A 24479-nucleotide genomic window follows, 5' to 3' on the forward strand; every position below is an offset into this window, starting at 1 on the left:
TGGCGGCGGGCAGGGTCATCACTGATACCCGTACACACCACGACTCTGGTCTCGGACGACCTCGCCATCGTCGAGCTCGATCACGCGCTTGCGCATCTGGTCGACGATGGTGGAGTCGTGAGTGGCCATCAGCACCGTCGTATCGGCCCGGTTGATCCGGTCCAGCAGCTTCATGATGCCGACGCTGGTCGCCGGGTCCAGGTTTCCGGTCGGCTCGTCGGCGATCAGGATCATCGGCCGGTTGACGAAGGCCCGGGCGATCGCCACCCGCTGCTGCTCGCCACCGGAGAGCTCCTCCGGCATCCGGTCGCCCTTGCCGTCCAGCCCGACCAGGTCGAGGACCTCGGGGACGACCCGGTTGATGGTCGACTTGGGTTTGCCGATCACCTGCAGGGCGAACGCGACGTTCTCCGAGACGGTCTTGTTGGGCAGCAGCCGGAAGTCCTGGAAGACGGTGCCGATCTGGCGGCGCATTGCGGGGATCTTCCAGCTGTGCAGCTTGCTCAGCTCGCGGCCGGCGACGAACACCTTGCCCTTGGTCGCCCGCTGCTCGCGCAGGATCAGCCGGAGGAACGTCGACTTGCCGGAGCCGGAGGCGCCGACGAGGAAGACGAACTCGCCCTTCTCGATGTCGACGTTGACGCCGTCGAGCGCCGCACGACGCTGTCCGTCGTACGTCTTGGAAACATTCTCGAATCGAATCACGGTCTCACGGGTGGTCGGGGTAGACGGCAGGCGGAGCGGGGGCTGCGCCCGTTTACGACCACGGGAAGTCTATGTGAGCGTTCCGTGATGATCGGGACCTTCGGCCGCCAGGCCACGGCGCGTCGCCGCTCCAGGGTCAGGTGGCGGCGAGCTCGGAGGTCATCCGCCAGCGGATGCCCGAGTCGATGAACCCGTCGATCTCACCGTCGAAGACGGCCTCCGGGTTGGACACCTCGAACTCGGTCCGCAGGTCCTTGACCATCTGGTACGGATGCAGCACGTAGGAGCGCATCTGGGCGCCCCAGCTGTTGCCGGCGTCGCTCTTGAGGGCATTCATCTCCGCCTCGCGCTGCACCCGGGCGACCTCCAGCAGCCGGGACTGCAGCACCCGCATCGCCGCTGCCCGGTTCTGGATCTGCGACTTCTCGTTCTGGCAGGAGACGACGATGCCGGTCGGCAGGTGGGTGATCCGGACCGCGGAGTCGGTCGTGTTGACGCTCTGACCGCCGGGGCCGGAGGAGCGGAACACGTCAATCCGCAGGTCGGCCTCCGGGATCTCGATGTGGTCCCGCTCCTCGGTGACCGGCAGCACCTCGACACCGGCGAACGACGTCTGCCGCCGGCCCTGGTTGTCGAACGGGGAGATCCGCACCAGCCGGTGGGTGCCCTGCTCGACCGACAGCGTGCCGTACGCGAAGGGGGCCTTCACCGTGAACGTCGCCGATTTGATCCCCGCCTCCTCGGCGTAGGAGATGTCATAGACCTCGGTCGGATAGCCGTGCCGCTCGGCCCAGCGCAGGTACATCCGCAGCAGCATGGCCGCGAAGTCGGCTGCGTCGACGCCACCGGCCTCGGACCGGATCGTCACCAGGGCTTCGCGCTGGTCGTACTCCCCCGACAGCAGAGTCCGGACCTCAAGCGCGTCGATCGCCTTCTTCAGCGAGGCCAGCTCCTGGTCGGCCTCGGCCACCGTGGCCGCATCGCCCTCCTCCTGCGCCAGCTCGGCCAGCACCGACAGGTCGTCCAGCCGGGAACGCAGGCTCTCCAGCCGCTCGACCTCGCCCTGAAGCCCGGACAGCCGGGAGGTGACCCGTTGGGCGTTCTCCTGGTCGTCCCAGAGGTCCGGCGCCGCCACCTGCTCACCGAGCTCGGCGATCTCGCGCTTCTTGGCTGCAGGGTCGATGACCGCCTCGATCGAGCTGAGTGCCCGGTCGAGTTCGGCCCAGGAGGAGGAGAAGTCAGGAACTGCCACAATCACCTACTGTACTGGCACTAGGCTCTCCGGCCGACAGTCAACAGGGCGGCCCATTACGGAGCCAGGAGAGGCAGGCATGGACGAGCAGGTACTGGCAGTCGACATCGGCGGTACGAAGATCGCGGTCGCCCTGATCGACGAGCACGGCACCATCCTGCGCGAGACCCTCGCACCGACGGTGGCCTCCGCCGATCCGGAGCAGGTCTTCGCCCCGGCAGCACAGGCGATCGTTGAGGTGCTGACGGCAGCCGACCCGGTCGAGACCCGGTTGCGGGTGGGGATCGGCTCGGCCGGCCCGATCGACGGTCCCCGCGGCACCATCTCGCCGGTGAACATCGCCGCCTGGCGCGAGTACCCGATCAGCGCACGGGTCGGTGCGGTCGTCTCGGAGCTGCTGGGGATGGCGCCCCTGGTCGGGCTGGCCGGTGACGGCCACTGCATGGCGCTGGGCGAGCACTGGATCGGTGCTGGCCGCGACCTGGACTCGATGGTCGGCATGGTGGTGTCCACCGGCGTCGGTGGCGGTGCCGTGCTGAACAACCGGCTCTTCACCGGGCTCACCGGCAACTCGGTCCACCTGGGTCACATCAGTGTCAACGCGTGGGGCCCGAAATGCGTCTGCGGCTGCCACGGCTGCGTGGAGATGTACGCCCGCGGGCCTGCCCTGGTCGCGGCGGCCCGGGAGCAGGGCTGGACCGGCGGGCAGGATGCGAAGGCGCTCACCGCCGACGCCCGGGCCGGGGACGAGATCGCCCTGCGGGTGATCGACACCGGGATGCGGGCCCTCGCCGCAGGGATCGCCACCACGGCCACCGAGCTCGACGTCACCACCTTCGTCGTCGGCGGTGGGGTGAGCAGGGCCGGCGAGGTGATCTTCGGCCCGCTGCGCCGCCACCTGGCCGACTTCGCCGTACTGTCGTACGTCAAGGACCTCGAGATCCGGCCGGCAGAGCTGGAGAACGCCGGGCTGATCGGGGCCGCCGCCCTGGCCTTCACCCTGTCCTAGCGGCTGGAGCGACTCAGCTCTCGACCGCCTCGTCGGTGAGCTCCTCCATGTGCACCATCCGCGCATCACCGGCGGGTCGCCTCGGCGGCCAGTCGTGCAGCCAGATCACGGCGAAGGAGGCCAGCGAGCAGGCCAGCGCCAGCACCGCACCGATGGTGAACAGCCAGGTCAGGACCAGACCCAGCACGCCGAGGCCGAACACGACCAGGCCCCAGCTCGTGCTCAGATGTCCGTGCCGTGCCCGCCAGCCGGCGTAGGCGACCCAGGGGATCATGGCGAGTGCCACGAAGATCCACGCGAAGGTCGACCTGCTGCCGCTGAAGGCGCCTGCGACCAGCCGGACCATCGCCAACAGCCCGACCAGCCCGGTCAACAGGCCGAGCAGCAGACGCACGTTCTTGTTGGTCATCAGGCTGCCACGATAGACCCCGACCGCTCAGGCGTAGCCGAGCGACACCTGGAGCTCGTGGTATTTGTCCAGGTCGTCGAGGAAGCCGTTCGGGCTCTGCAGGTCGTTCTCGTCGTCGTCGGTGTTGATCAGGTACTCCACCGTCGAGACCACCTCGCGCTGCTGGCCAGCGGTGAACTCGTCCCAGTGGGTGAGGATCCGGGAGATGCCGGCGTGGATCTGGAAGGCCCGGTCGATATCGAGCTGTTCATTGCTGTGCAGTGCCCCCATCAGCATCGACCTATGGGCCGACAATGCCTCGCGCAGTACTGCCACCTCGTCATCTGCCACCGCTCCAGGCTAGTGGCTCCGCCGCCAGCCCCTGGGAAGTTGGCCCCCTCTTTTAGGAACCGCTAAGGTTGGGCGCTGTCCGGCCGTTGGGGCGCATAGCTCAGTTGGTTAGAGCACTTGGTTTACACCCAGGGGGTCAGGGGTTCGAGTCCCTTTGCGCCCACCCCGCAAAACGTTTGAGGGCCAGGGCCCGGCTCCGAAGAACCGGGCCCTGCGACAACGCTCAGCTTCCGATGCTCAGACCTTCGCCGCCTCCGAGTCGGGGGCTACCGGGCTCGGACCGGCGGCCGGCTCAGTGACCGCGGTCTTCTCCCGGACACCGGCCTCGACCCGCTTGCCCAGCTCGGGGTCGACGTTGCGCCAGTACTCGAACACCCGCTGCAGCACCGGCTCGGTGACGCCGTTGGAGGCGTGACCGACGATGTTGCTCACCAACCGGTCGCGGGCCGCGTCGTCCATCACCTCTCGCACCAGCGTGCCCGGCTGCGCCCAGTCCGAGTCCTCGGGATGTTGCACATAGCCGGTCCGAACCATGGTGGGCTCGAAGTCCCAGGACACGTCCGGGCCGACCCGACCGGGGTTGGCCGACGGACCGTTGTAGGAGTTCGGCGCATAGACCGGGACGGACGGGTCGTTGTAGCGGATCCGCTGCCCGCCGTCCTTGGAATAGCTGTACACCGGGGACTTGGCCGAGTTCACCGGCAACTGGGCATAGTTGGTGCCGATCCGGTAGCGGTGCGCATCGGCGTACGAGAAGACCCGACCGAGCAGCATCTTGTCCGGGCTGGGTCCGATCCCCGGTACGAAGTTGGACGGCTCGAAGGACGACTGCTCGATCTGGGCGAAGAAGTTCTCCGGGTTGCGGTTGAGGGTCATGGTGCCAACCTTCATCCGCGGGTAGTCCTTCTGCGACCAGATCTTGGTGAGGTCGAACGGGTTGAACCGATAGCCCTCGGCCTCGTCATAGGGCATGATCTGGATCTCGAGGCTCCAGGACGGGAAGTCGCCGTTCTTGATCGCACCGAACAGGTCCTGACGGTGATGGTCAGGGGCGCTGCCGGCCAGTGCGTCCGCCTCCGCCTGGCTCAGGCATTCGATGCCCTGGTTGGTCTTGAAGTGATACTTCACCCAGAACCGCTCACCCGCGGCGTTGATCCACTGGTAGGTGTGCGAGCCGAACCCGTCCATGTGCCGCCAGGACTTGGGGATACCGCGGTCCCCCATCAGCCAGGTCACCTGGTGCGCGCTCTCCGGCGACAGCGTCCAGAAGTCCCACTGCATGTTGTTGTCACGGAGTCCGGAGTCGGGCAGCCTCTTCTGGCTGCGGATGAAGTCCTGGAACTTGATCGGGTCGCGGACGAAAAAGACCGGGGTGTTGTTGCCGACCAGGTCGTAGTTGCCCTGCTCGGTGTAGAACTTCAACGCAAAGCCACGCGGGTCGCGCCAGGTGTCCGGCGAGCCCTGCTCCCCTGCGACGGTGGAGAAGCGGGCCAGCATCTCGGTCCTCTTGCCCGGCTGCAGGAAGTCGGCCGAGGTGTAGCGGCTGACGTCCTCGGTGATCACCAGCTCACCGAAGGCACCGCCGCCCTTGGCGTGCACCACCCGCTCCGGCACCCGTTCGCGGTTGAACTGCGCCATCTTCTCGATCAGATAATGATCATGGAGCAGGATCGGACCCTGGGTACCGGCGGTAAGTGACTGATCATCACTGTGGACCGGGTTTCCTGCATTGTTGGTGGTGTACGGACGCTCGCTCATGACTGCCTCTCCTCGATGTGTCTTACGTTGTCGCTGCTGGTTCCGAGCTGCTGGCAGCCTCGGAGCCTGTGGTCTGGCACTGGTGACAGGTGCCCCAGAAGGTCACCTCGGCCTCGTCGACGATGAAACCGGGCGCGTCCGCCGCGGTGAGGCAGGGAACCTCACCTGCAGCGCAGTCGACGTCGTCGACGGCGCCACAGGACCGACAGACCACGTGATGGTGGTTGTCGCCGACGCGCGTCTCGAACCGCGCCGTGCTGCCGGCAGGCTGGATCCGCCGGACCAGGCCGACCTCGGTCAGGACCCTGAGCACGTCGTAGACGGCCTGGGTGGAGATCGCACCGATGTTGTCGCGCACCGCCCGCGCCACGAACTCAGCGTTCACGTGCGGCTGCTGTCCCAGCACCGACAAGACAGCGACCCGGGGCGCGGTGACGCGCAGACCCGCCTTGCGGAGCAGTGCCACCGCGTCGGGTCGTTCAGTCGGTTCCAGCACTCTTTTATGTCATCACGTTTATTTGAATGATTCAAGACATTCGCGCCACTCCTTTCGGAATGGCCGCCGACTAACGCTCCGCGTGCTTCTCGGCACCGACCTCGTCCGGGCTGTGCTCGGCCAGCCAGCCGCGCAGCGGCACATCCTCCGAGGCCGGGCTGTAGAAGCCGTTGGCACCGGTGCCCCAACCGAGCAGCTGCCGGCGGATCGGGTCGCTCTCGTCCCAGAAGTCCGACAACGTCATCTCGTCCTTCGGTTTGATCCAGCGGTACCCGTAGCCGTAGAACAGCACCTTGCGGGTGATCTCGGACCAGTTCGGGCTGGCGGCATGCCACAGCCGACGGTCGAAGATCACCGCCGTACCCGGCTTGGCCAGCACCGGCACGGCGCCCTCCGGCTGTCCCCGCCCGTCCGGGACGTCGAGGTTCTCAGCGACGTGACTGCCCGGAACCACCCAGAAGTTGCCGCGACCCTCCTCCGACACGTCGGAGAGAAAGTAGCCGACCTTGATCGACAACCGCGGCCTCGGCGTCGGCAGGTCGAAGTTCACCCGTCCCGAGTCCTGGTGCCAGCCGAAGGTGGCGGTCGACCGCTGGCGGCCCGACGGCGGCGTCACAATCAGGTGCGCGTGGTAGATCGAGATGTTCCAACCGAGGATGCCCCACACCTTGGGCAGGATCGGCGGATAGTCGACAAGATCGAGAAAGGCCCGGTCCTCAGGCAGGAAGTTGGGCCAGAACATCGCCGTGTCGGCCGGCTTTCCCGCTGCCAGGTGTCGTTCGTGCAGCCCGTCCGTGATCTTGGTGAGCATCGTCACCTGGTCGGGGCGGAGAGCGTTCTCGATCTGGAGGAAGCCCTGAGACTCGAAGATCGAGCGCTCCTGGTCGGTGAGTCGATACTGCAGCGCCGAAGCATCCATGCTTTCGACCCTATCCACCCTCCGCAGCCACGGCAGCCAGTTGATCGGCGACATCTCGGGCCTTGGAAATCTCGCTCAGCACGCTCCAGCGGATCGTCCCGCCGGCGTCGACGACGAAGGATGCGCGCCTGGCCGAGCCGAGCTCGAAGTCGAACACCCCGTACGCCTGCGCCACCGCGCCGTGCGGCCAGAAGTCGCTGAGCAACGGAAAAGTCAGCTGCTCTGAGTCCGAGAAGACGCGGAGCGCGAACATCGTGTCTGTGGAGATCGCCAACAGCCGGGCGCCGAGCGCGTCGAAGTCCGGCTGGTGCTGCCGGAGGGCTCGGAGCTCACCGGTGCATACGCCGGTGAACGCCGCCGGAAAGAACACCACCAGCACCGGCGACCCACGAAGGGTGGACAGCCGGACCAGCTCGCCGTGCTGGTTGGTCAGGGTGAAGTCGGGCGCCGGCGCTCCGAGGGGTGCAACCGGGTCTTGCTGGGCGGAGGGCTCGAGTGCGGAGCCCGTCACCGCCGCGCGCTCTTGGGGCGGACCAGCTTGTTCGCCGCCCAGTCGCCGGCAATGGTGACACCGTTGGTGAGGGCCAGGCCAGCGGTGATGGCGCCCTCGGCGAGCTCGGCAGCATCGACATACCCGTCCCGCCCGACCTTGGGTGTCATCAGCCAGATGTAGCCGGTGTCGGTGAGGTCGGTGAGCGCGTCGACCAGGCCGTCGACCAGGTCGCCGTCACCGTCTCGCCACCACAGCAGGACGACGTCGACGGCCTCCATCGCCTCGTCGACGAGCTCGCCGTCGATGGCGTCCTCGAACTGGATGCGCACCTCGTCGTCGGCATCCTCGTCCCAACCCAACTCCTGCACCACCAAGCCTTCGGTCAGACCGAACTTGTTGGTCCCCGCGGAACGAGCGTCCTCGGGTCCTGCCGTCGCACTCACGCCATGCCTCCACTCACGTACTTCGAGCGTCCCCGGACACGCTCCGAGAACACGATGGACCGGGGACACCGGCTCTCCCCTGGCCCCCAGCCTGCCAGAATGACCATCCGGGGGGAACCCCGCACCTCTGAGACCAGCCGATTCTCACAATGGCTGGGCCGCTACACGCCTCTGGGCCGAGGTGACAGGATGGGGTTCATCCAGATGTATCCCAGCAACACCACCCCGCTGCTGACAGTAAGGAGCCACTCATGGCCACGCCCGGACGCCGACCGGCCATCACTGCCGAAGGTCTGCCCAGCCAGCTGCCCGACATCGACCCCGATGAGACCAGCGAGTGGCTGGAGTCGCTGGACGGCGTGCTGGACGAGAAGGGCAAGCAGCGCACCCGCTACCTGATGCTGAAGCTGCTGGAGCGAGCGCGCGAGCGGCAGGTCGGGCTCCCGGCGCTGCGCAGCAGCGACTACATCAACACCATCCCGCCGGAGTCGGAGCCGTGGTTCCCCGGCGATGAGCACATCGAACGGCGGATCCGTGCCTTCATCCGCTGGAACGCCGCGATCATGGTCAGCAAGGCCAACCGCAAGGGCCTCGAGGTGGGCGGCCACATCGCCACCTACCAGAGCGCCGCCAGCCTGTACGAGGTCGGCTTCAACCACTTCTTCCGCGGCAAGGACCACCCCGGCGGTGGCGACCACATCTTCATCCAGGGTCACGCGTCGCCGGGTATCTACGCCCGCGCCTACCTGGAGGGCCGGCTCAGCACCGACCAGATGGACTCGTTCCGTCAAGAGGTGTCCCGCGGCCCGCACAAGGGCCTGTCGTCCTACCCCCACCCGCGGCTGATGCCGGAGTTCTGGGAGTTCCCGACGGTCTCGATGGGCATCACCTCGATCAACTCGATCTACCAGGCACGGTTCAACCGCTACCTGCACCACCGCGGCATCAAGGACACCTCGCAGCAGCACGTCTGGGCGTTCCTCGGCGATGGTGAGATGGGCGAGGTGGAGTCGCTGGGCGCCATCGGCGTCGCGGCCCGCGAGGAGCTGGACAACCTCACCTTCGTGATCAACTGCAACCTGCAGCAGCTGGACGGTCCGGTCCGCGGCAACGGCAAGATCGTGCAGGAGCTGGAGTCGTTCTTCCTCGGGGCCGGCTGGCATGTGATCAAGGTGCTGTGGGGCCGCGACTGGGACCCGCTGTTGGCGGCCGACGCCGACGGTGCACTGGTCAACCGGATGAACACCACCCCGGACGGGCAGTTCCAGACCTACTCCGTCGAAGACGGCGCCTACATCCGCGAGCACTTCTTCAGCGATCCGCGACTGAAGAAGATGGTCGCCGGGATGAGCGACGAGCAGGTGGCCGGGCTCTCCCGTGGTGGTCACGACTACCGCAAGGTCTATGCCGCGTTCAAGGCGGCCACCGAGCACGTCGGCCAGCCCACGGTGATCTTGGCCCAGACCGTCAAGGGCTGGACCATCGACGCCCTCGAGGCCCGCAACGCCACCCACCAGATGAAGAAGCTGACCAGCTCTGACCTGAAGGCGTTCCGGGACCGGCTGTACCTGCCGATCGACGATGATCAGCTCGAGGACCCGTACAACCCGCCGTACTTCCACCCGGGAGACGACTCGGACGAGATCCAGTACCTGCAGCAGCGTCGTCGCGAGCTCGGCGGTTACCTGCCGGAGCGGCGGGTGCGCCCGAAGGTGCTCAAGCTTCCAGGTGACGAGGTCTACGCGCCGCTGATGAAGTCGGCGGGTGAGAAGACCAAGGTGGCGACCACCCAGGCCTTCGTCCGGCTGCTCCGCGACCTGGTCAAGGATCCCGAGATCGGCGAGCGGATCGTGCCGATCGCCCCCGACGAGTTCCGCACCTTCGGGATGGACTCGATGTTCCCGACGGCCAAGATCTACAACCCGCACGGGCAGACCTACGAGTCGGTTGACCGCAAGCTGCTGCTCTCCTACAAGGAGGCCCGCAACGGTCAGCTGCTGCACGAGGGCATCTCCGAGGTCGGCGCAATGGGTTCGACCACCGCTGCTGGCGCGTCCTATGCCATGCACGGCGAGCCGATGATCCCGGTCTACATCTTCTACTCGATGTTCGGTTTCCAGCGGACCGGCGACTTCATCTGGGCCATGGCGGACCAGATGGCCCGTGGGTTCCTGATCGGCGCCACCGCGGGGCGGACCACCCTGACCGGTGAGGGCCTGCAGCACGCGGACGGCCATTCGCCGCTGCTCGCCTCGACCAACCCGGCCGTCGTGCACTACGACCCGGCGTTCGGCTTCGAGGTGGCCCAGATCGTCAAGGACGGGCTGCGGCGGATGTACGACTACGAGAACCCCGAGCACCCGGGCGGCGAGAACCTGATCTACTACATCACGGTCTACAACGAGCCGGTGTCCCAGCCGGGCGCACCGGAGAACCTGGACATCGAGGGTCTGCTGAAGGGCCTCTACCATTACGCCGCACCGCCGGCCGGTGACGACAACCGGGCCAGGGCCCAGCTGCTGGTCTCCGGGGTGGCGATGCCCGCAGCGCTCAAGGCCCAGCGCCTGCTGGCCGACGAGTGGGGGGTGGCCGCCGACGTCTGGTCGGTCACGTCGTGGAACGAGCTGCGCCGGGAGGCGGTGGAGGTCGAGCAGTACAACCTCAACCACCCCGACGGTGAGCGTCGTTGGCCCTACGTCACCCAGAAACTGCACGAGACGCCCGGTCCGGTCATCGCGGTCAGCGACTACATGCGTGCCGTCCAGGACCAGATCGCGCCCTGGGTGCACAACACCTGGTGCTCGCTCGGGACCGACGGCTTCGGCTTGGCCGACACCCGTGCCGCCGCCCGCCGGTTCTTCCAGGTCGACGCCGAGTCGATCGTGGTGGCCACCCTGCAGAGCCTGGCCCGGGAGGGGAACTTCGACCCGAAGGCGGCGGCCGAGGCCTACGAGCGCTACCGCGTGGGTGACCCGACCGCAGTGGCCGGCGTCGCACAGGAGGGCGCCGGCGCCTAGGCGCCGCGCTCACCCCGACACGAGAGGCAACCATGCCTGCGATCGCTCTGGTTGGAGCCCAGTGGGGCGACGAGGGCAAGGGAAAGGCCACCGACATCCTCGGTGGCCGGGTGGACTACGTCGTCAAGCCGAACGGCGGCAACAACGCCGGCCACACGGTCGTCGTCGGCGGCGAGAAGTATGAGCTGAAGCTGCTGCCGGCGGGCATTCTCAGCCCGGGCGTGGTGCCGGTGATCGGCAACGGCGTCGTCGTGAACCTCGACGCCCTGTTCGCCGAGCTGGACGGACTGGCAGCGCGAGGGGTCGATGTGTCCCGGCTGGTGGTGTCGGCCGGGGCGCATCTGGTGGCTCCGTACCACCAGGCACTGGACAAGGTCGTCGAGCGGTTCCTCGGCAAGCGGGCGATCGGCACCACCGGTCGCGGGATCGGGCCGGCCTACGCCGACAAGGTCGCCCGGGTCGGCATCCGGGTCCAGGACCTCTTCGACGAGCCGGTACTCCGGCGGAAGGTCTCCTCGGCGCTGGCTTCCAAGAACGAGATCCTGGCCAAGATCTACAACGGGCGCGAGATCGCGACCGACGACATCGTGAACCATCTCCTCTCCTTCGCCGACCGGTTGCGCCCGATGGTCGCGGACACGTCCAGGCTGCTGAACCGCGCGCTGGACGCAGGTCAGACAGTGCTGATGGAGGGCGGCCAGGCAACCCTGCTCGATGTCGACCATGGCACCTACCCGTTCGTCACGTCCTCCAACCCAACCGCCGGCGGGGCGTGCATCGGCGCCGGCATCGGGCCGACCAGGATCACCAGCACGCTGGGCATCGTCAAGGCCTACACCACCCGGGTCGGTGCCGGCCCGTTCCCGACCGAGCTCTCCGACGGGTGGGGCGAGTATCTGCAGCGGACCGGCGGCGAGGTCGGCGTCAACACCGGCCGGGTGCGCCGCTGCGGCTGGTACGACGCGGTGCTGGCCGCCTACTCCGCGCGCGTCAACGGCTTCACCGACTACTTCCTCACCAAGCTCGACGTACTGACCGGGATCGAACGGATCCCCGTCTGTGTGGCGTACGAGATCGACGGGGTGCGGCACGACGTCATGCCGTTCAGCCAGTCCGACTTCCACCACGCCCGGCCGATCTATGAGCTGCTTCCAGGCTGGCAGCAGGACATCACCGGATGCCGCAGCTTCAAGGAGCTGCCGGTGGCCGCGCAGGACTACGTGCTGCGGCTGGAGGAGCTGGCGGGCTGTCGGATCAGCTATGTCGGGGTCGGGCCCGGCCGGGACCAGAACATCGTGCGACACGACATCATCCGGTCGAGCGACACCACTCCAGCAGCTTGACCACCGGCCAGGTGTTGATCACCCGTTCCGGGTCGATCCCCAACCGCTCGGCCCGTTCACAGCCGTAGCTCAAGAACTCCAGCTGCCCTGGCGCGTGGGCGTCGGTGTCGATCGAGAACAGGCAACCCATGTCGGCCGCCAGCTTGATCAGCTCCGACGGCGGGTCCCGCCGTTCGGGTCGCGAGTTGATCTCCACCGCGACGTTGAACTGCCGGCAGGCCTCGAACACCACCTCGGCGTCGAACACCGACTCGGGTCGGGTGCCGCGATCCCCTTCCACCAGCCGGCCGGTGCAGTGCCCGAGGATGTTGGTCCGCGGGTTGGCGATCGCGTTGACCATCCGGTAGGTCATCGACTCCGAGTCCGAGCGCAGTTTGGAGTGCACGCTGGAGACGACGACGTCGAGCTCGGCCAGCAGGCTGTCCTCCTGGTCCAGGCTGCCGTCGTCGAGGATGTCCACTTCGATCCCTTGCAGGACCCGGAAGTCGGTCATCGCCTCGTTCAGGTCGCGAACCACCTGGATCTGCTCGCGCAACCGGTCAGCGCTCAGCCCCCGAGCCACCTTCAGCCGCGGCGAGTGGTCGGTGATCGCACAATAGCTGTGCCCCAATGACTGGGCGGTGATCATCATCTCCTCCAGCGGGCTGCCACCGTCGGACCAGGTGGAGTGACAGTGCAGGTCGCCCTTCAGCGCGGCGCGCATGTCCAGCCCTCCCTCGGTCAGCGGTGCGCGCTGGTCGCGCAGCTTCTGCAGAGCCTCGGGCACCTTGCCCTGCAGCGCCTCGCTGATCACTGTCGCCGTCTTCGGCCCGATACCGGGCACGGTGCCCCAGCTCCGCTCCCGCTGATGATCACTGACCTGCTGGTCGGTCAGCCCTTCCACGACGTCCGCCGCCTGCCGGTAGGCCCGCACCCGGTAGGTGTCGGCACGCGACCTCTCCAGCAGGAAGCCGATCTCTCGCAACGCGCTGACGGGGTTCATCAGTGCGGTCCGCGGTCGTCGGGATGGTGCCGGCGCTGCCGCGGTTTCAGAGTCACGGTCGGTAGCGGCGGCGCCTCCATCACCTTCTCGTCGGGGCTGACCACCGGAGCGAACCGCGCATCCCGGCGCAGCCACGCCTCGCGATACTCGACGATCTCGTCGTGGCTTCGGCCGATGAAGTTCCACCACATCACGATGTCCTCGGCGAACGGGAGGCCACCCAGCAGCACCACCCGGGCCCCGTCCACGCTCGCCAGCCTGACCGTCTGCCGGCCGGTGCCGAGGTAGACCAGCTGGTCGGTCCCGGCAGTGGTGGACTCGACCTGCAGGACGCCACCCGCCACGAAGAGGCCGTACTCCCACTCGCGATCGACCTGCAAGGCGACCTCTGCCCCTGCCGCCACGCTCAGGTCTGCCCCGGTCAGCGGCGTCTGACCCGCGGCCGGCGAGCGGACCCCGTCGAGCTCGCCGAGCAGCACCTTGCCGGCCACGCCCGGGCGGGTCAGGTCCGGCAGGTCGTGGTAGCTGGTGAACTGCGGGGCCATCTGTCGGTCGGCCGCCGGCAACGCCACCCACAGCTGCACCCCGTGCATCGTCGGCGGCTTGTCCGGCAGCGACATCTCCGAGTGGACGATGCCCCTACCCGCAGTCATGATGTTCAGTTCGCCTGGGCGGACCATCGCCTGCGACCCCAGTCCGTCGCGGTGCTCGATCTCCCCCTCGAACAGCCAGCTGACTGTCTGCAGCCCGGTGTGGGGATGCGGCCACACCTGCATCCCCGGCGAGCTGCTGACGTCCTCGGGTCCGTAGTGGTCGAGGAAGCACCAGGCGCCGATCATCCGGATCTCCCGATCGGGCAACGCCCTGCGCACCTCGGTCGTCTTGCCCAGCCACACCTTGCGGGCGCTGAGCAGCAGCTCCTCCGGCCCGGCGGCACCGCAGGAGTGGCACTCCTGCTCCGTCGGCCTGGTGTCCAGATCGCTCACCCGGCCAGCCTCGCACACCGCTCCAGCAGGTGTCCGACTAGGCTCGACACGTGGCGGCAACCTCCAGAGGCATCACCAAGTCGCTGCTGCCGTCGGCGAAGTCGCGAGCGACGATCGCCAAACGGCTGGCCGCCGTGACCGGTGCGATGACGACCGCCACCATCGCCGAGATGGAGTCGCGGCACCCCTGGTTCTCCCAGCTCGGCGCCGAACCGCGTTCGTGGATCACCCTGGTCGCCCGGGCCGGCATCGACGGCTTCGTCCGGTGGTTCTCCGACCCGGACCCGGACGGGCCATCGACGTCGGAGGTATTCGGCTCAGCGCCACGCGAAATGGCGCGCAAGATCTCGCTCTCGCAGACGGTCGAGCTGGTCCGGACCACGATCGAGGTGGTGGAGAGCCAGATCGACGAGGTGATGCCGAAGGGCGACCGGCCGATCCTGCATGCGGCCATCGACCAGTACAGCCGGGAGGTCGCCTTCGCCGCCGCCGAGATCTATGCCCGCGCCGCCGAGCTGCGAGGCTCCTGGGACGCTCGGCTTGAGGCGCTCGTGGTCGACGCCGTGCTCCGCGGCGAGACCGACGAGACCGTCCTGTCCCGTGCCTCGACGCTGGGTTGGCGCTCCACCTCCGCCGTCGTCGTGGTGGTCGGCACCGCACCGGAGGCGGACCAGGCGCATGCACTCGAGACCATCCGGGCCATCGCCGCCCGGGCCAAGGTCGACGTCCTCGGAGCCGTCCAGGGCGATCGGATGGTGGTCGTCCTGGGCGGTCCGACCCTCGCCGACGCGCAGGAGGCGGTGGCCGTGGTGGCGGGCTTCAGCACCCAGTTCGGGCCGGGCCCGGTCGTTGTCGGGCCGCCGGTGGAGCATCTGATGGAGGCGGCCACCAGCACTCGCGCCGCCCTCTCCGGGTTCCGGGCGGCGACCGCCTGGCCGGAGGCGCCGCGCCCGGTCGGGTCGGACGACCTGTTGCCGGAACGGGCCCTTTCCGGTGATGGACACGCCCGCCGCACGCTGGCCCGGGACATCTACGACCCGTTGGTGGCCGCCGGCAGCGGGCTGCTGGAGACCCTGGTGACGTTCATCGACCAGGGATCCTCGGTGGAAGCCGCCTCCCGAGCCCTGTTCGTGCACGCCAACACCGTCCGTTACCGGCTGCGCCGCATCCACGAGGTGACCGGCTACAGCCCGACCGACCCTCGCGACGTGTACGCCCTGCGGCTGGCTCTCACCCTGGGCCGACTGATCCGACCCACTTTGTAGGGTTCCTACAACTCGACGTCGAGAGATTCGTCGTGTCCCTCCGCGACTTCTGGGTCCACATCACGAAAGAGTAAAGGCGTGCTCGCCATTGTCGCGCCCGGTCAGGGCGCCCAGACCCCCGGCTTCCTCGCTCCCTGGATCTCGGAGCCCACGTTCGCCGAACGTCTGAGCTGGCTGTCGGCAGTGAGCGGCCTGGACCTGACCCACTACGGCACCGAGGCCGACGCCGAGACCATCCGCGACACCGCCATCGCGCAGCCGTTGCTGGTCGCCGCGGGCCTGCTGGCGGCGCTGGAGCTGTTCCCGCACCCCGCCGACGCCTTCCCCTTCATCGGCGTGGCCGCCGGCCACTCGGTCGGCGAGATCACCGCCGCAGCGGGTGTCGGCGTGCTGTCGGCCGAGCAGGCAATGGTCTTCGTCCGCGAACGCGGTCGCGCCATGGCCGCGGCCAGCGCCGTCACGCCGACCTCGATGACCGCTGTCATCGGCGGCAACCCGGAGGAGGTGCTGGCAGCGATCGAGGCCCACGGCCTGACCGCCGCCAACAACAACGGCATCGGGCAGATCGTCGCCGCCGGCACCAAGGAGCAGCTGGCGGCCTTCGCCCAGCAGCCGCCCGCACGAGCGCGGCTGATCGAGCTGAGCGTGGCCGGCGCCTTCCACACCGTGCACATGCAGCCGGCCGTCGCCGAGCTCAGCCGGCTCGCCCGGGCGATCAGCACCCACGACCCGCGCACCCGGCTGCTGTCCAACGCCGACGGTCAGGTCGTGCACGACGGGCAGCAGGTGCTCAAGCGCATCGTCGGCCAGGTGGCCTCTCCGGTCCGCTGGGACCTGTGCATGGCCGCGATGGCCGACCTCGGTGTCACCGGCCTGCTGGAGATGCCGCCGGCCGGCACCCTGACCGGAATCGCCAAACGCAACCTGAAGGGTGTCGAGCTGTTCGCACTGAACACCCCGGACCAGCTCCAGGAGGCGATGGACTTCGTCCGCAAGCACGGCGGCTCCGCCTCGTCCTCGCCGATCGCCGGCAACCCGACCTGGCGGCTGGTCGTCTCCCCGGGCAAGGGCCAGTTCACCCGCACCGAGGACATCGAGGCCGATACGGTGCTGCCCAGCTACAGCACAGTGGGCATGGTGAAGAACCTGCGTGACGAGATCCCGGTCAGCGCCCCGCACGGCGGCATCGTGGTCGAGTGGCTGGTCGAGAACGGCGACCCGGTCTCCCCCGGGCAGCCGCTGCTGCGGTTGCATCCCATCATCGAGAGCTCCGACGCCACCGAGGTCACCCGATGACCTTGGCCATCTCCACCGGGGCACCGTTCTCGGCCGTTCTGGGGATCGGCGGCTACCGGCCGCGGCGGGTGGTGGACAACGCCGAGATCTGCACCCTGATCGACTCCTCCGACGAGTGGATCCAGACCCGTTCCGGGATCAGGGAGCGTCGCTGGGCCGGCGACGACGAGACGGTCCAGATGATGTCGGTGGCCGCCGCCCGGAAGGCGATCGACCGCTCCGGTGTCGACGCAGCCCGGATCGACGCGGTGATCGTCGCCACCGTGACGCACCTGTACCAGACGCCGGCGATCGCGACTGCTATCGCCGCCGAGGTGGGTGCCGTCGGCGCCGCCGCCTTCGACGTCTCCGCGGCCTGCGCCGGATTCTGCTACGGACTGGCGATGGCGGACTCGTTCGTCCGGACCGGCACCGCCGGCCACGTGCTGGTGATCGGGGTCGAACGGCTCAGCGACCTGACCAACCGGGAGGACCGCTCGACCGCGTTCCTGTTCGCCGACGGCGCTGGCGCTGCCGTGGTGGGACCCAGCGACCAGCCCGGCATCGGCCCGGTCGTCTGGGGTTCCGACGGCGACCAGGCCGGCCTGATCACCCAGACCGAGTCCTGGGACGCGGCCATGGAGGCGGAGACACCGCACTGGCCGACGCTGCGGATGGACGGCAACCCGGTGTTCAAGTGGGCCTCGTACACGATGGCCAAGGCGGCCGCGGAGGCCCTGAGCCGGGCCGGCCTGCGACCGGAGGACCTTGACGTGTTCGTCCCGCACCAGGCCAACATGCGGATCACCGACGCCATGTTCCGGGCCCTGAAGCTGCCGTCCGACGTGGTCATCGCCCGTGACATCCAGGTCCAGGGCAACACCTCAGCTGCTTCCATCCCCCTGGCCATCGAGGCACTGCTCGAGTCCGGTGAGGCCAAGACCGGCCAGACCGCACTGATCATCGGCTTCGGCGCCGGACTCGTCTATGCCGGACAGGTGATCGTCCTCCCCTAGTTCTCTGGGCCGATGGCCCAGACTGAGCCGTAGCTCGTACGGACAACCGCACAGCAAGACCGACCAGAAGAAGGAGTTCCATCCATGGCCACCACTGAAGAGATCCGCGCGGACCTCGCCGAGATCGTCAACGAGGTCGCGGGGGTGCCCGCCGATGACGTCCAGCTCGACAAGTCCTTCACCGACGACCTCGATGTCGACTCGCTGTCGATGGTCGAGATCATCTACGCGGCGGAGGAGAAGTTCTCGGTGAGCATCCCCGACGAGGAGGCGAAGAACCTCAAGACCGTCGGTGACGCCGTCGCCTACATCGAGCGTGCAGCTTCCTGATCTCGCAGGCGTGGTCGACCACCCGTCGACCACCCCGGGGTCGGGGGCGTCGGTCCATCCGACGACCGCCCCCGACCCCTCACCCTTAGTACGTCACCTACCTGAGACGTTGGAGAGCAGAAGTCATGAGTCGAACCCGTGTAGTCGTCACCGGACTCGGCGCCACCACGCCGCTGGGCGGCGACGTCGCCACCACCTGGGCCGGCATGCTGGCCGGCCGGTCCGGAGTGGCGAAGATCGACGCCGACTGGGCCGCCGAGCTGCCGGTGAGGATCGCCGCGAAGGCCGCCGTCGAGCCGACCGAGGTGCTGGAGCGGGTCGAGGCACGACGGCTCGACCGGTCCGCCCAGCTGGCCGTCGTCGCGGCCATGGAGGCCTGGAAGGACGCCGGCTTCGGCCTGCGTGAGGACAACCCGGTCGATCGTCAGCGTCTCGGCGTCGCCATCGCCTCCGGGATCGGCGGCATGCAGACGCTGCTCGGCAACTGGGACGCACTGCGCGACAAGGGACCGCGACGGGTCAGCCCGATGGCGATCCCGATGCTGATGGCCAACGCACCGGCAGCCAACGTCAGCCTGCGTCTGGGCGCCCAGGCCGGTGTCCACACACCGGTCTCGGCCTGCGCCTCGAGCAACGAGTCCATCTCGCTCGGCCTGGACATGATCCGCCTCGGCCGGGCCGACGTGGTCGTCGTCGGTGGCACCGAGGGGGTCATCCACCCGCTGCCGCTGGCTGCCTTCGGCGCCATGCAGGCGATGAGCCGCCGCAACGACGAGCCCGAGCGGGCCTCGCGACCGTGGGACGTCGACCGCGACGGCTTCGTCCTGGCCGAGGGTTCAGCGGTCTTCGTGATCGAGACCCTGGAGCATGCGCAGGCCCGCGGGGCGCGGATCTACGGCGAGCTCGCCGGCGCCGGCATCACCGCCGACGCCCATGACATCGTCCAGCCCGACCCGAGCGGCACCAGCCAGGCGAACGCCATGGTCAAGGCGCTGCGGGAGTCCGAGCTGACGGCCGCCGACATCAGCCACGTCAACGCCCATGCGACCTCGACGCCGCAGGGCGACGTCGCCGAGGCGGGCTCGATCCGGCAGGCGCTGGGCGAGCACACCGAGGCTGTCGTCACCTCGACCAAGTCGATGACGGGGCACCTGCTGGGTGGCGCCGGGGCGCTCGAGTCGATGGCGACGCTGTTGGCCCTGCGCCACCGCAAGGTCCCGCCGACGATCAACCTGGACAACCCCGAGCCGGGTCTCGGCATCGACATCGCCACCTCGGTCCGTGAGCTGGGCCCCGGCGACCTGGCAGGGATGAACAACTCGTTCGGCTTCGGCGGCCACAACGTGGCCGTCGTGTTCACCAATCAGTACCAGAACGGAGACTGATCATGACCACCACCGCCCCCGTACCGACGGCGCCGCAGAAGAAGGAGAAGCTTCCGCGCGAGCAGGACCCGCGGAACCCGAACTACCGCCTCAAGGCCCTGTTGGACCCGGGCTCGGTGGAGCTCATCACCGCCGACGACGACTCCGGCATGCTGGCCGCGACCGGCACCATCAACGGCTGCCGGGTGGTGGCCTTCTGCTCCGACGCGACCGTGATGGGCGGCGCGATGGGGGTGCAGGGCTGCGAGGTCGTCGTCAAGGCGTATGAGCGGGCGATGGCCGACCGGGTGCCGATCCTCGGCATCTGGCACTCGGGCGGCGCCCGGCTGGCCGAAGGGGTGCTGTCACTGCACGCGGTGGGCCGGATCTTCCATGCTATGACCCAGGCGTCCGGCAAGATCCCGCAGATCTCGATCGTGCTCGGCTTCGCCGCGGGCGGGGCTGCCTACGGCCCGGCATTGACCGATGTCGTCATCCTGGCGCCCGAGGGACGGATCTTCGTCACCGGCCCGGACGTGGTCCGCTCCGTCACCGGTGAGGACGTGGACATGCTGCGGCTCGGGGGCCCGGACACCCACGGTCGCCGGTCCGGGGTCGTGCACGTGGTGGCCGAGGACGAGGGCCACGCGCTCAGTGAGGGCCGTCGGCTGACCACCCTGCTCGCCAGCCAGGGCATGATCGCGGACGAGGTCGCCGACGATGACATGGCCTCGTTCCTGCCTGAGTCGCCGCGTCGGGCCTACGACGTCCATCCGCTGATCGAGGGGCTGCTTGACGACGGCAGCACGTTGGAGCTGCACGCCCGCTGGGCGCCCAACGTCACCGTCGCCCTGGGGCGGCTGGCCGGGCGCACCGTCGGCGTGATCGCCAACAACCCGCTCCGGCTGGGCGGCTGCCTGGACTCGCTGAGCGCGGAGAAGGCGGCCAGGTTCGTCCGGATGTGTGACACCTTCGGTGTCCCGCTGGTGGTGATCGTGGACGTCCCCGGCTACCTGCCCGGCGTCGGCCAGGAGTGGGACGGGGTGGTGCGCCGCGGCGCCAAGCTGCTGCACGCGTTCGGCGAGGCGGTCGTCCCGAGGGTGACGCTGGTGACCAGGAAGGCGTACGGCGGTGCCTACATCGCCATGAACGCACGGTCGCTGGGCGCCACCAAGGTCTTCGCCTGGCCGGGCGCCGAGGTGGCCGTGATGGGCCCGGTGGCCGCGGTCCGGATCCTGCACCGCCGCAAGCTGGCGGAGGTGGCCGACGATGTCCGGCCGCAAGTGGAGGCCGAGCTGGCCGCGGAGCACGAGCGGATCGCCGGTGGGGTGGGACGGGCGGTCGAGATCGGGGTGGTGGACGAGATCGTCTCCCCTGCCCGGACCCGGTCTGCGCTGGCCCGCGCCATCAGCGACGCCGACACCGGCAACCGCGGCATCCACACCAACATCCCGCTGTGATTTTCCCCGTCTGACACGATGTCCGGGTGAGCATCCCGGGCACCGAGCAGCTGGAGCCGCCGGACGTCGTGCGCGAGATCGCCGCCGGCCGGCCGTTGACTCCGGTCTGGCGCAACGAGCTGGGCGGCCTCACCTTCCAGATCGGCGACGGGGCCGAGCGCGAATTCGTCAAGTGGTGTCCGCCGCATCCGGAGTTCGACCTCGAACGGGAGGCGACGAAGCTGCGCTGGGCGGCGCGGTTCATCACCGTTCCGCCGGTGCTCGGCGTCGGGCCCACTGTCACCGGCAGCTGGCTGCACACCCGCGGCATCGCTGGCGACACCGCCATCAGCCCCAGGTGGGTGGCCGAGCCGCGGACCGCGGTGCGGGCGATCGCTCTCGGCCTACGCGCCCTGCACGACCGGCTGCCGGTCGCCGACTGCCCGTTCAGCTGGTCGCTGCCCGACCGGTTCGCCCGGATCATCCGACCCGAGGACCGAAGCCTGGTCGCCGAGGCGCCCGAGGTCGACCGGCTGGTGGTCTGCCATGGCGACGCCTGCGCCCCCAACACCCTGGTCACCACCGACGGCGGCTGGAGCGGTCACGTCGACCTGGGTTCGCTGGGCGTGGCCGACCGGTGGGCCGACCTGGCTGTGGCCACCTACAGCCTCGGCTGGAACTTTCCGGGCCGCTGGGAGGAGGAGTTTCTGGCCGCCTACGGCGTCGAGCCCGACTGGGCACGGATCGACTTCTACCGGCGGCTGTGGGACGCCACCTGAGGAGCGGTCAGCGACCGACCGCGTAGCCCTGCATCCCGCGTGGGTTGGCTGCCGCCCGGAGCACCCCGTCGGCCGGGTCGAACGTGGCTGCGGACATCCGGCCCAGGCTCCAGTCGGGCCGGACGCTCACCCGGTGGCCCCGCCGGCGCAACTCGGTCGTCACCTGCTCGGGGTAGCGGGCCTCCAGCTCCACCCCGCCGGGAGTCCAGGTGCGCGGCTCGAACGACGAGATCAGCGCCGTGATGTTGAACGACGGGTGGTCGATCGCCTGCTGCAGGTTCTGCCCGCCGAGCGTGTGGGCCAGCCAGAACACCAGCGGCCACTGGTCCTGCTGGTCGCCGCCAGGAGTTCCGAAGGCGGTGGTCACCCCTTCGGCCGAGATGGCCATCCCCGGGCTCAGCGTGGTGCGCGGCCGCCGGCTGGGCACCAGCGACGACGGCAGGCCGGGCTCCAGCCAGACCATCTGCAGTCGGCTGCCCAGGCAGAACCCCAGTTCCGGGATGGTGGGCGAGGACTGCAGCCACCCGCCGCTGGGGGTCGCCGATACCACGTTGCCCCAGCGGTCCACGATGTCCAGGTGGCAGGTGTCGCCGTTGGTCGAGCCGTCCCGCCGGACGGTCGGCTCGCCGGTGCCCGCCTGCGCGGGAACGGCGTCCCCCATCCGTAGGGCCCGGCCCGGCAGCCTCGGGTCGCGTCCGTTGAGCGAGCCCGGTCGCAGCTCCAGGGACGCCTCGGGCCCGATCAGTGCACGGCGCCCGGCGAGCCGGTCCGGCGCGAAGAGACCGGCCAGGTCAGGCGCGTCCGGGGCGTCGCCGAACCAGGCGTCCCGGTCGGCGAAGGCCAGCTTCTGGGCCTCGATGATGGTGTGGATCTCGTCGGCACCGAGCTGGCCCAGGGTCGCCGGCAGCAGCGGGTCGAGCAGTGCGAGCGTCTGCAGGAACGCCGGGCCCTGGGTCCACCCCGGGCACTTGAAGACCCGGTTCCCGCGCCAGCTGTACTCCATCGGCTGCTCGTAGGTCGGCGTCCAGGTGGCCATGTCCTGCCCGGTCAGCAGGCCGGCGTGGTCACGCCCGGAGGTGTCGCGGACCGGCGTACGGACGAACCGGTCGACCGCCGCCGCGACGAAGCCCTGTGACCAGGCCGCCAACGCGGCGTCGCACTTGGCCTCCCGGGTCTGGCCGCTCTCCGACTCGGCCACCAGGCGGCGGTAGGTGGCGGCCAGGGCGGGCAGGCGGAAGAGCCGGCCGGCGGGCGGGATGGGAAGCCAGGTGGCCGCCGAGGTCGGCCAGTACTCGGTGAAGTGGTCGGCCATCGTGGTGACCAGATCGACCACCCTGCCCAGGATGGGGTGGCCGTGCTCGGCGTAGCCGATGGCGTACTTCAACACCTCGGCGGGCGTGCGGGTGCCATGGTCCCGCAGCAGGGTGAGCCACGCCGGCGTGGCTCCCGGCACCGCCGACGCCAGCAGACCGGTGCCGGGCACCACGTCCAGGCCGAGCCCGGTGAAGCGCTCGATGGTCGCAGCAGCCGGCGCCACCCCTTGGCCGCAGAGCACCCGCGGGTCGTCATCGCCGACCCGGAAGATCAGCGGGAGGTCTCCCCCGGGTCCGTTCAGGTGGGGCTCGACAACGTGCAGCACGAACCCTGCCGCGACGGCTGCGTCGAAGGCGTTGCCGCCGTCCTCCAGCACGGCCATGCCTGCCTGGCTGGCCAGCCAGTGCGTGCTGGCGACCATTCCATGGGTTCCGAGCAGTTCCGGTCGGGTGGTGAACACCACTCGACCCTAGTGGGCGCAGCAGTGCAGGCCGCTCCAGGGTTCCGTTGTAGAGTCGCGACGTGGCCGCCCAGCAGGAAGCGCCGACCCAGACCGCTGGGAAGGTCCGTGACCCCTACCTGGACAACACCAAGGCGATGCTGATCGTGCTGGTCGTCATCGGCCACACGATCGAACCGGTGATCGAGGACACCCCCGGAAACCTGCTCTACCGGTTCGTCTACAGCTTCCACATGCCTGCCTTCGTCTTCATCACCGGATACATGGCGCAGCGATTCAGGCCCAGCGTGCGCTCGTACCTGCGGATCGTCTACACCCTGGTGATCCCCTATCTGATCTTCCAGTGGCTCCATGCGCTGCTGGAGGCCCGGTTCGCCGACAAGGCCTTCACCTGGGACATCCTGCACCCCGAATGGACGATGTGGTTCCTGGCGGCGACGGCGGTCTGGCGGGCGGTCGCCCCTCTGCTGCTGAAGGTCCCGTACGTGCTGCCGCTGTCGGTGGCCTTCAGTCTCGGTACGGGGCTGTGGAACCCGCTGCCCGATGTCTTCGCGCTCAACCGGATCGTCGTCCTGCTGCCCTTCTTCGTCTTCGGGCTGATCGTCCGACCGCGGCACTTCGACCTGTTCAAGAAGCCGGTCAGCCGGCAGGCCGGCTTCGTCGTGCTGATCGTGCTGGCCGCGTTGTCACTGCCGTTGCGGGCGCAGCTGCCGGCGCAGGTGTTCTACTACAACGACAGCTTCATGACGATGGCCGACAACCTGAACGACGGCGTCTGGTGGCGACTGGTCAGCTATGCCACCGGGCTGGCCGGGACCCTGGCGATCCTGTCGGTGACGCCGCGCAAGCACCGCTGGTGGACCTACGCCGGCCAGTACTCGCTCTACATCTACTTGCTGCACACGCTGATCCTGGTGCCCTTCCGCGACCTCGGCCTGCTGGAGGACATGAACACCCCGATCGAGGTTGTCGCAGTGTCCGCCGCCGCGGTGGTGGTCGCCCTGGCCCTGGGCACCCGACCGGTGCGGTGGGTCAGCAGACCGTTCGTGCAACCGCCGCTCGATCGGCTGCTGCCGGCCAGGTGAGCCGCCCGGC

The 24479-nt window shown here is 68.8% G+C and carries 23 protein-coding genes and 1 tRNA gene; 12 read left to right on the top strand and 12 right to left on the bottom strand.

Translation table 11 applies throughout. The annotated features are described in order from the left end of the window. Positions 1–18 precede the first annotated feature (18 nt). Positions 19–705 carry a cell division ATP-binding protein FtsE gene (ftsE, locus tag JOE57_RS02545; RefSeq protein ID WP_204916247.1) on the bottom strand — a complete coding sequence of 229 codons (687 nt, stop codon included), beginning with the start codon at positions 703–705 and terminating at the stop codon, positions 19–21. 136 nt (positions 706–841) lie between these two features. Next, entirely contained in the window at positions 842–1957 is a 1116-nt protein-coding gene (gene prfB / locus JOE57_RS02550) for a peptide chain release factor 2 (protein ID WP_204916248.1), read from the bottom strand. A gap of 79 nt (positions 1958–2036) precedes the next feature. On the opposite strand from prfB, the gene JOE57_RS02555 reads away from it, so the two are divergent. After that, positions 2037–2966: an ROK family protein gene (locus tag JOE57_RS02555; RefSeq protein WP_204916249.1), complete on the top strand. Its 930-nt coding sequence runs from the start codon at positions 2037–2039 to the stop codon at positions 2964–2966. Between the two features lie 13 nt (positions 2967–2979). Here the strand turns inward: JOE57_RS02555 and JOE57_RS02560 are convergent, their stop codons facing one another. Both JOE57_RS02560 and JOE57_RS02565 read right to left on the bottom strand, forming a co-directional pair. Continuing rightward, positions 2980–3375 carry a hypothetical protein gene (locus tag JOE57_RS02560; protein WP_204916250.1) on the bottom strand — a complete coding sequence of 132 codons (396 nt, stop codon included), beginning with the start codon at positions 3373–3375 and terminating at the stop codon, positions 2980–2982. A 27-nt stretch (positions 3376–3402) separates the two neighbouring features. Next, positions 3403–3705, bottom strand: a complete 303-nt coding sequence (locus JOE57_RS02565; RefSeq protein ID WP_204916251.1) for a hypothetical protein — start codon at positions 3703–3705, stop codon at positions 3403–3405. Positions 3706–3794: 89 nt separating this feature from the next. Here JOE57_RS02565 and JOE57_RS02570 point away from each other — a divergent pair. Further along, a tRNA-Val gene (locus JOE57_RS02570) sits at positions 3795–3868 on the top strand. 74 nt (positions 3869–3942) lie between these two features. Here the strand turns inward: JOE57_RS02570 and JOE57_RS02575 are convergent. The 5 genes from JOE57_RS02575 to JOE57_RS02595 all read right to left on the bottom strand — a co-directional run bounded on the left by JOE57_RS02575 (position 3943) and on the right by JOE57_RS02595 (position 7814). Beyond that, positions 3943–5463 carry a catalase gene (locus JOE57_RS02575; protein WP_204916252.1) on the bottom strand — a complete coding sequence of 507 codons (1521 nt, stop codon included), beginning with the start codon at positions 5461–5463 and terminating at the stop codon, positions 3943–3945. A 22-nt stretch (positions 5464–5485) separates the two neighbouring features. Continuing rightward, positions 5486–5959: a Fur family transcriptional regulator gene (locus tag JOE57_RS02580; protein ID WP_338041122.1), complete on the bottom strand. Its 474-nt coding sequence runs from the start codon at positions 5957–5959 to the stop codon at positions 5486–5488. Between the two features lie 70 nt (positions 5960–6029). Then, positions 6030–6878, bottom strand: coding sequence for a phytanoyl-CoA dioxygenase family protein (locus tag JOE57_RS02585; protein WP_204916253.1), 849 nt, complete (start codon positions 6876–6878; stop codon positions 6030–6032). 10 nt (positions 6879–6888) lie between these two features. After that, complete coding sequence (locus JOE57_RS02590; protein WP_204916254.1) at positions 6889–7389, bottom strand: redoxin domain-containing protein; 501 nt, start codon at positions 7387–7389, stop codon at positions 6889–6891. Next, entirely contained in the window at positions 7386–7814 is a 429-nt protein-coding gene (locus JOE57_RS02595) for a DUF3052 family protein (RefSeq protein WP_204916255.1), read from the bottom strand. Before JOE57_RS02595 ends, JOE57_RS02590 begins: the two co-directional genes overlap by 4 nt. 251 nt (positions 7815–8065) lie before the next feature. Here JOE57_RS02595 and aceE point away from each other — a divergent pair, with 251 nt between their 5' ends. Together aceE and JOE57_RS02605 are read left to right on the top strand one after the other, a co-directional pair. Further along, positions 8066–10831, top strand: coding sequence for a pyruvate dehydrogenase (acetyl-transferring), homodimeric type (gene aceE, locus JOE57_RS02600; RefSeq protein WP_204916256.1), 2766 nt, complete (start codon positions 8066–8068; stop codon positions 10829–10831). 32 nt (positions 10832–10863) lie between these two features. Beyond that, the gene (locus JOE57_RS02605) at positions 10864–12174 is read left to right on the top strand and encodes an adenylosuccinate synthase (RefSeq protein ID WP_204916257.1); all 1311 of its coding nucleotides are present in this window, start codon (positions 10864–10866) and stop codon (positions 12172–12174) included. Here the strand turns inward: JOE57_RS02605 and JOE57_RS02610 are convergent. Both JOE57_RS02610 and JOE57_RS02615 read right to left on the bottom strand, forming a co-directional pair. Next, entirely contained in the window at positions 12140–13156 is a 1017-nt protein-coding gene (locus JOE57_RS02610; RefSeq protein WP_204916258.1) for a PHP domain-containing protein, read from the bottom strand. The genes JOE57_RS02605 and JOE57_RS02610 overlap by 35 nt on opposite strands. Further along, positions 13156–14142, bottom strand: a complete 987-nt coding sequence (locus tag JOE57_RS02615) for a pirin family protein (RefSeq protein WP_204916259.1) — start codon at positions 14140–14142, stop codon at positions 13156–13158. The genes JOE57_RS02610 and JOE57_RS02615 overlap by 1 nt, the downstream gene beginning before the upstream one ends. A gap of 146 nt (positions 14143–14288) precedes the next feature. Between JOE57_RS02615 and JOE57_RS02620 the strand changes: the two genes are divergently transcribed. From JOE57_RS02620 to JOE57_RS02650, 7 genes are all read left to right on the top strand, one after another. Next, entirely contained in the window at positions 14289–15407 is a 1119-nt protein-coding gene (locus JOE57_RS02620) for a PucR family transcriptional regulator (protein ID WP_204920172.1), read from the top strand. A 78-nt stretch (positions 15408–15485) separates the two neighbouring features. After that, the gene (locus tag JOE57_RS02625; RefSeq protein WP_204916260.1) at positions 15486–16703 is read left to right on the top strand and encodes an acyltransferase domain-containing protein; all 1218 of its coding nucleotides are present in this window, start codon (positions 15486–15488) and stop codon (positions 16701–16703) included. Next, positions 16700–17698, top strand: a complete 999-nt coding sequence (locus JOE57_RS02630; protein WP_204916261.1) for a beta-ketoacyl-ACP synthase III — start codon at positions 16700–16702, stop codon at positions 17696–17698. The genes JOE57_RS02625 and JOE57_RS02630 overlap by 4 nt, the downstream gene beginning before the upstream one ends. Positions 17699–17782: 84 nt before the next feature. Next, on the top strand, positions 17783–18028 hold the full coding sequence (locus tag JOE57_RS02635; protein WP_204916262.1) for an acyl carrier protein: 246 nt from the start codon (positions 17783–17785) through the stop codon (positions 18026–18028). A 125-nt stretch (positions 18029–18153) separates the two neighbouring features. Further along, positions 18154–19413 (top strand): beta-ketoacyl-[acyl-carrier-protein] synthase family protein, encoded by a 1260-nt coding sequence (locus JOE57_RS02640; protein WP_204916263.1) that lies wholly within the window; start codon positions 18154–18156, stop codon positions 19411–19413. Between the two features lie 2 nt (positions 19414–19415). Continuing rightward, positions 19416–20852, top strand: a complete 1437-nt coding sequence (locus tag JOE57_RS02645; protein ID WP_204916264.1) for an acyl-CoA carboxylase subunit beta — start codon at positions 19416–19418, stop codon at positions 20850–20852. A 26-nt stretch (positions 20853–20878) separates the two neighbouring features. Next, entirely contained in the window at positions 20879–21610 is a 732-nt protein-coding gene (locus JOE57_RS02650) for a phosphotransferase (protein WP_204916265.1), read from the top strand. Positions 21611–21617: 7 nt separating this feature from the next. Here the strand turns inward: JOE57_RS02650 and JOE57_RS02655 are convergent, their stop codons facing one another. Further along, on the bottom strand, positions 21618–23384 hold the full coding sequence (locus JOE57_RS02655) for a gamma-glutamyltransferase family protein (RefSeq protein ID WP_338041124.1): 1767 nt from the start codon (positions 23382–23384) through the stop codon (positions 21618–21620). Positions 23385–23446: 62 nt separating this feature from the next. Here JOE57_RS02655 and JOE57_RS02660 point away from each other — a divergent pair, with 62 nt between their 5' ends. Beyond that, the gene (locus JOE57_RS02660; RefSeq protein WP_204916266.1) at positions 23447–24469 is read left to right on the top strand and encodes an acyltransferase family protein; all 1023 of its coding nucleotides are present in this window, start codon (positions 23447–23449) and stop codon (positions 24467–24469) included. Positions 24470–24479 lie beyond the last annotated feature (10 nt).

This window comes from Microlunatus panaciterrae, from assembly GCF_016907535.1.
In the GTDB taxonomy this organism is placed as follows: Bacteria; Actinomycetota; Actinomycetes; order Propionibacteriales; family Propionibacteriaceae; genus Microlunatus; species Microlunatus panaciterrae.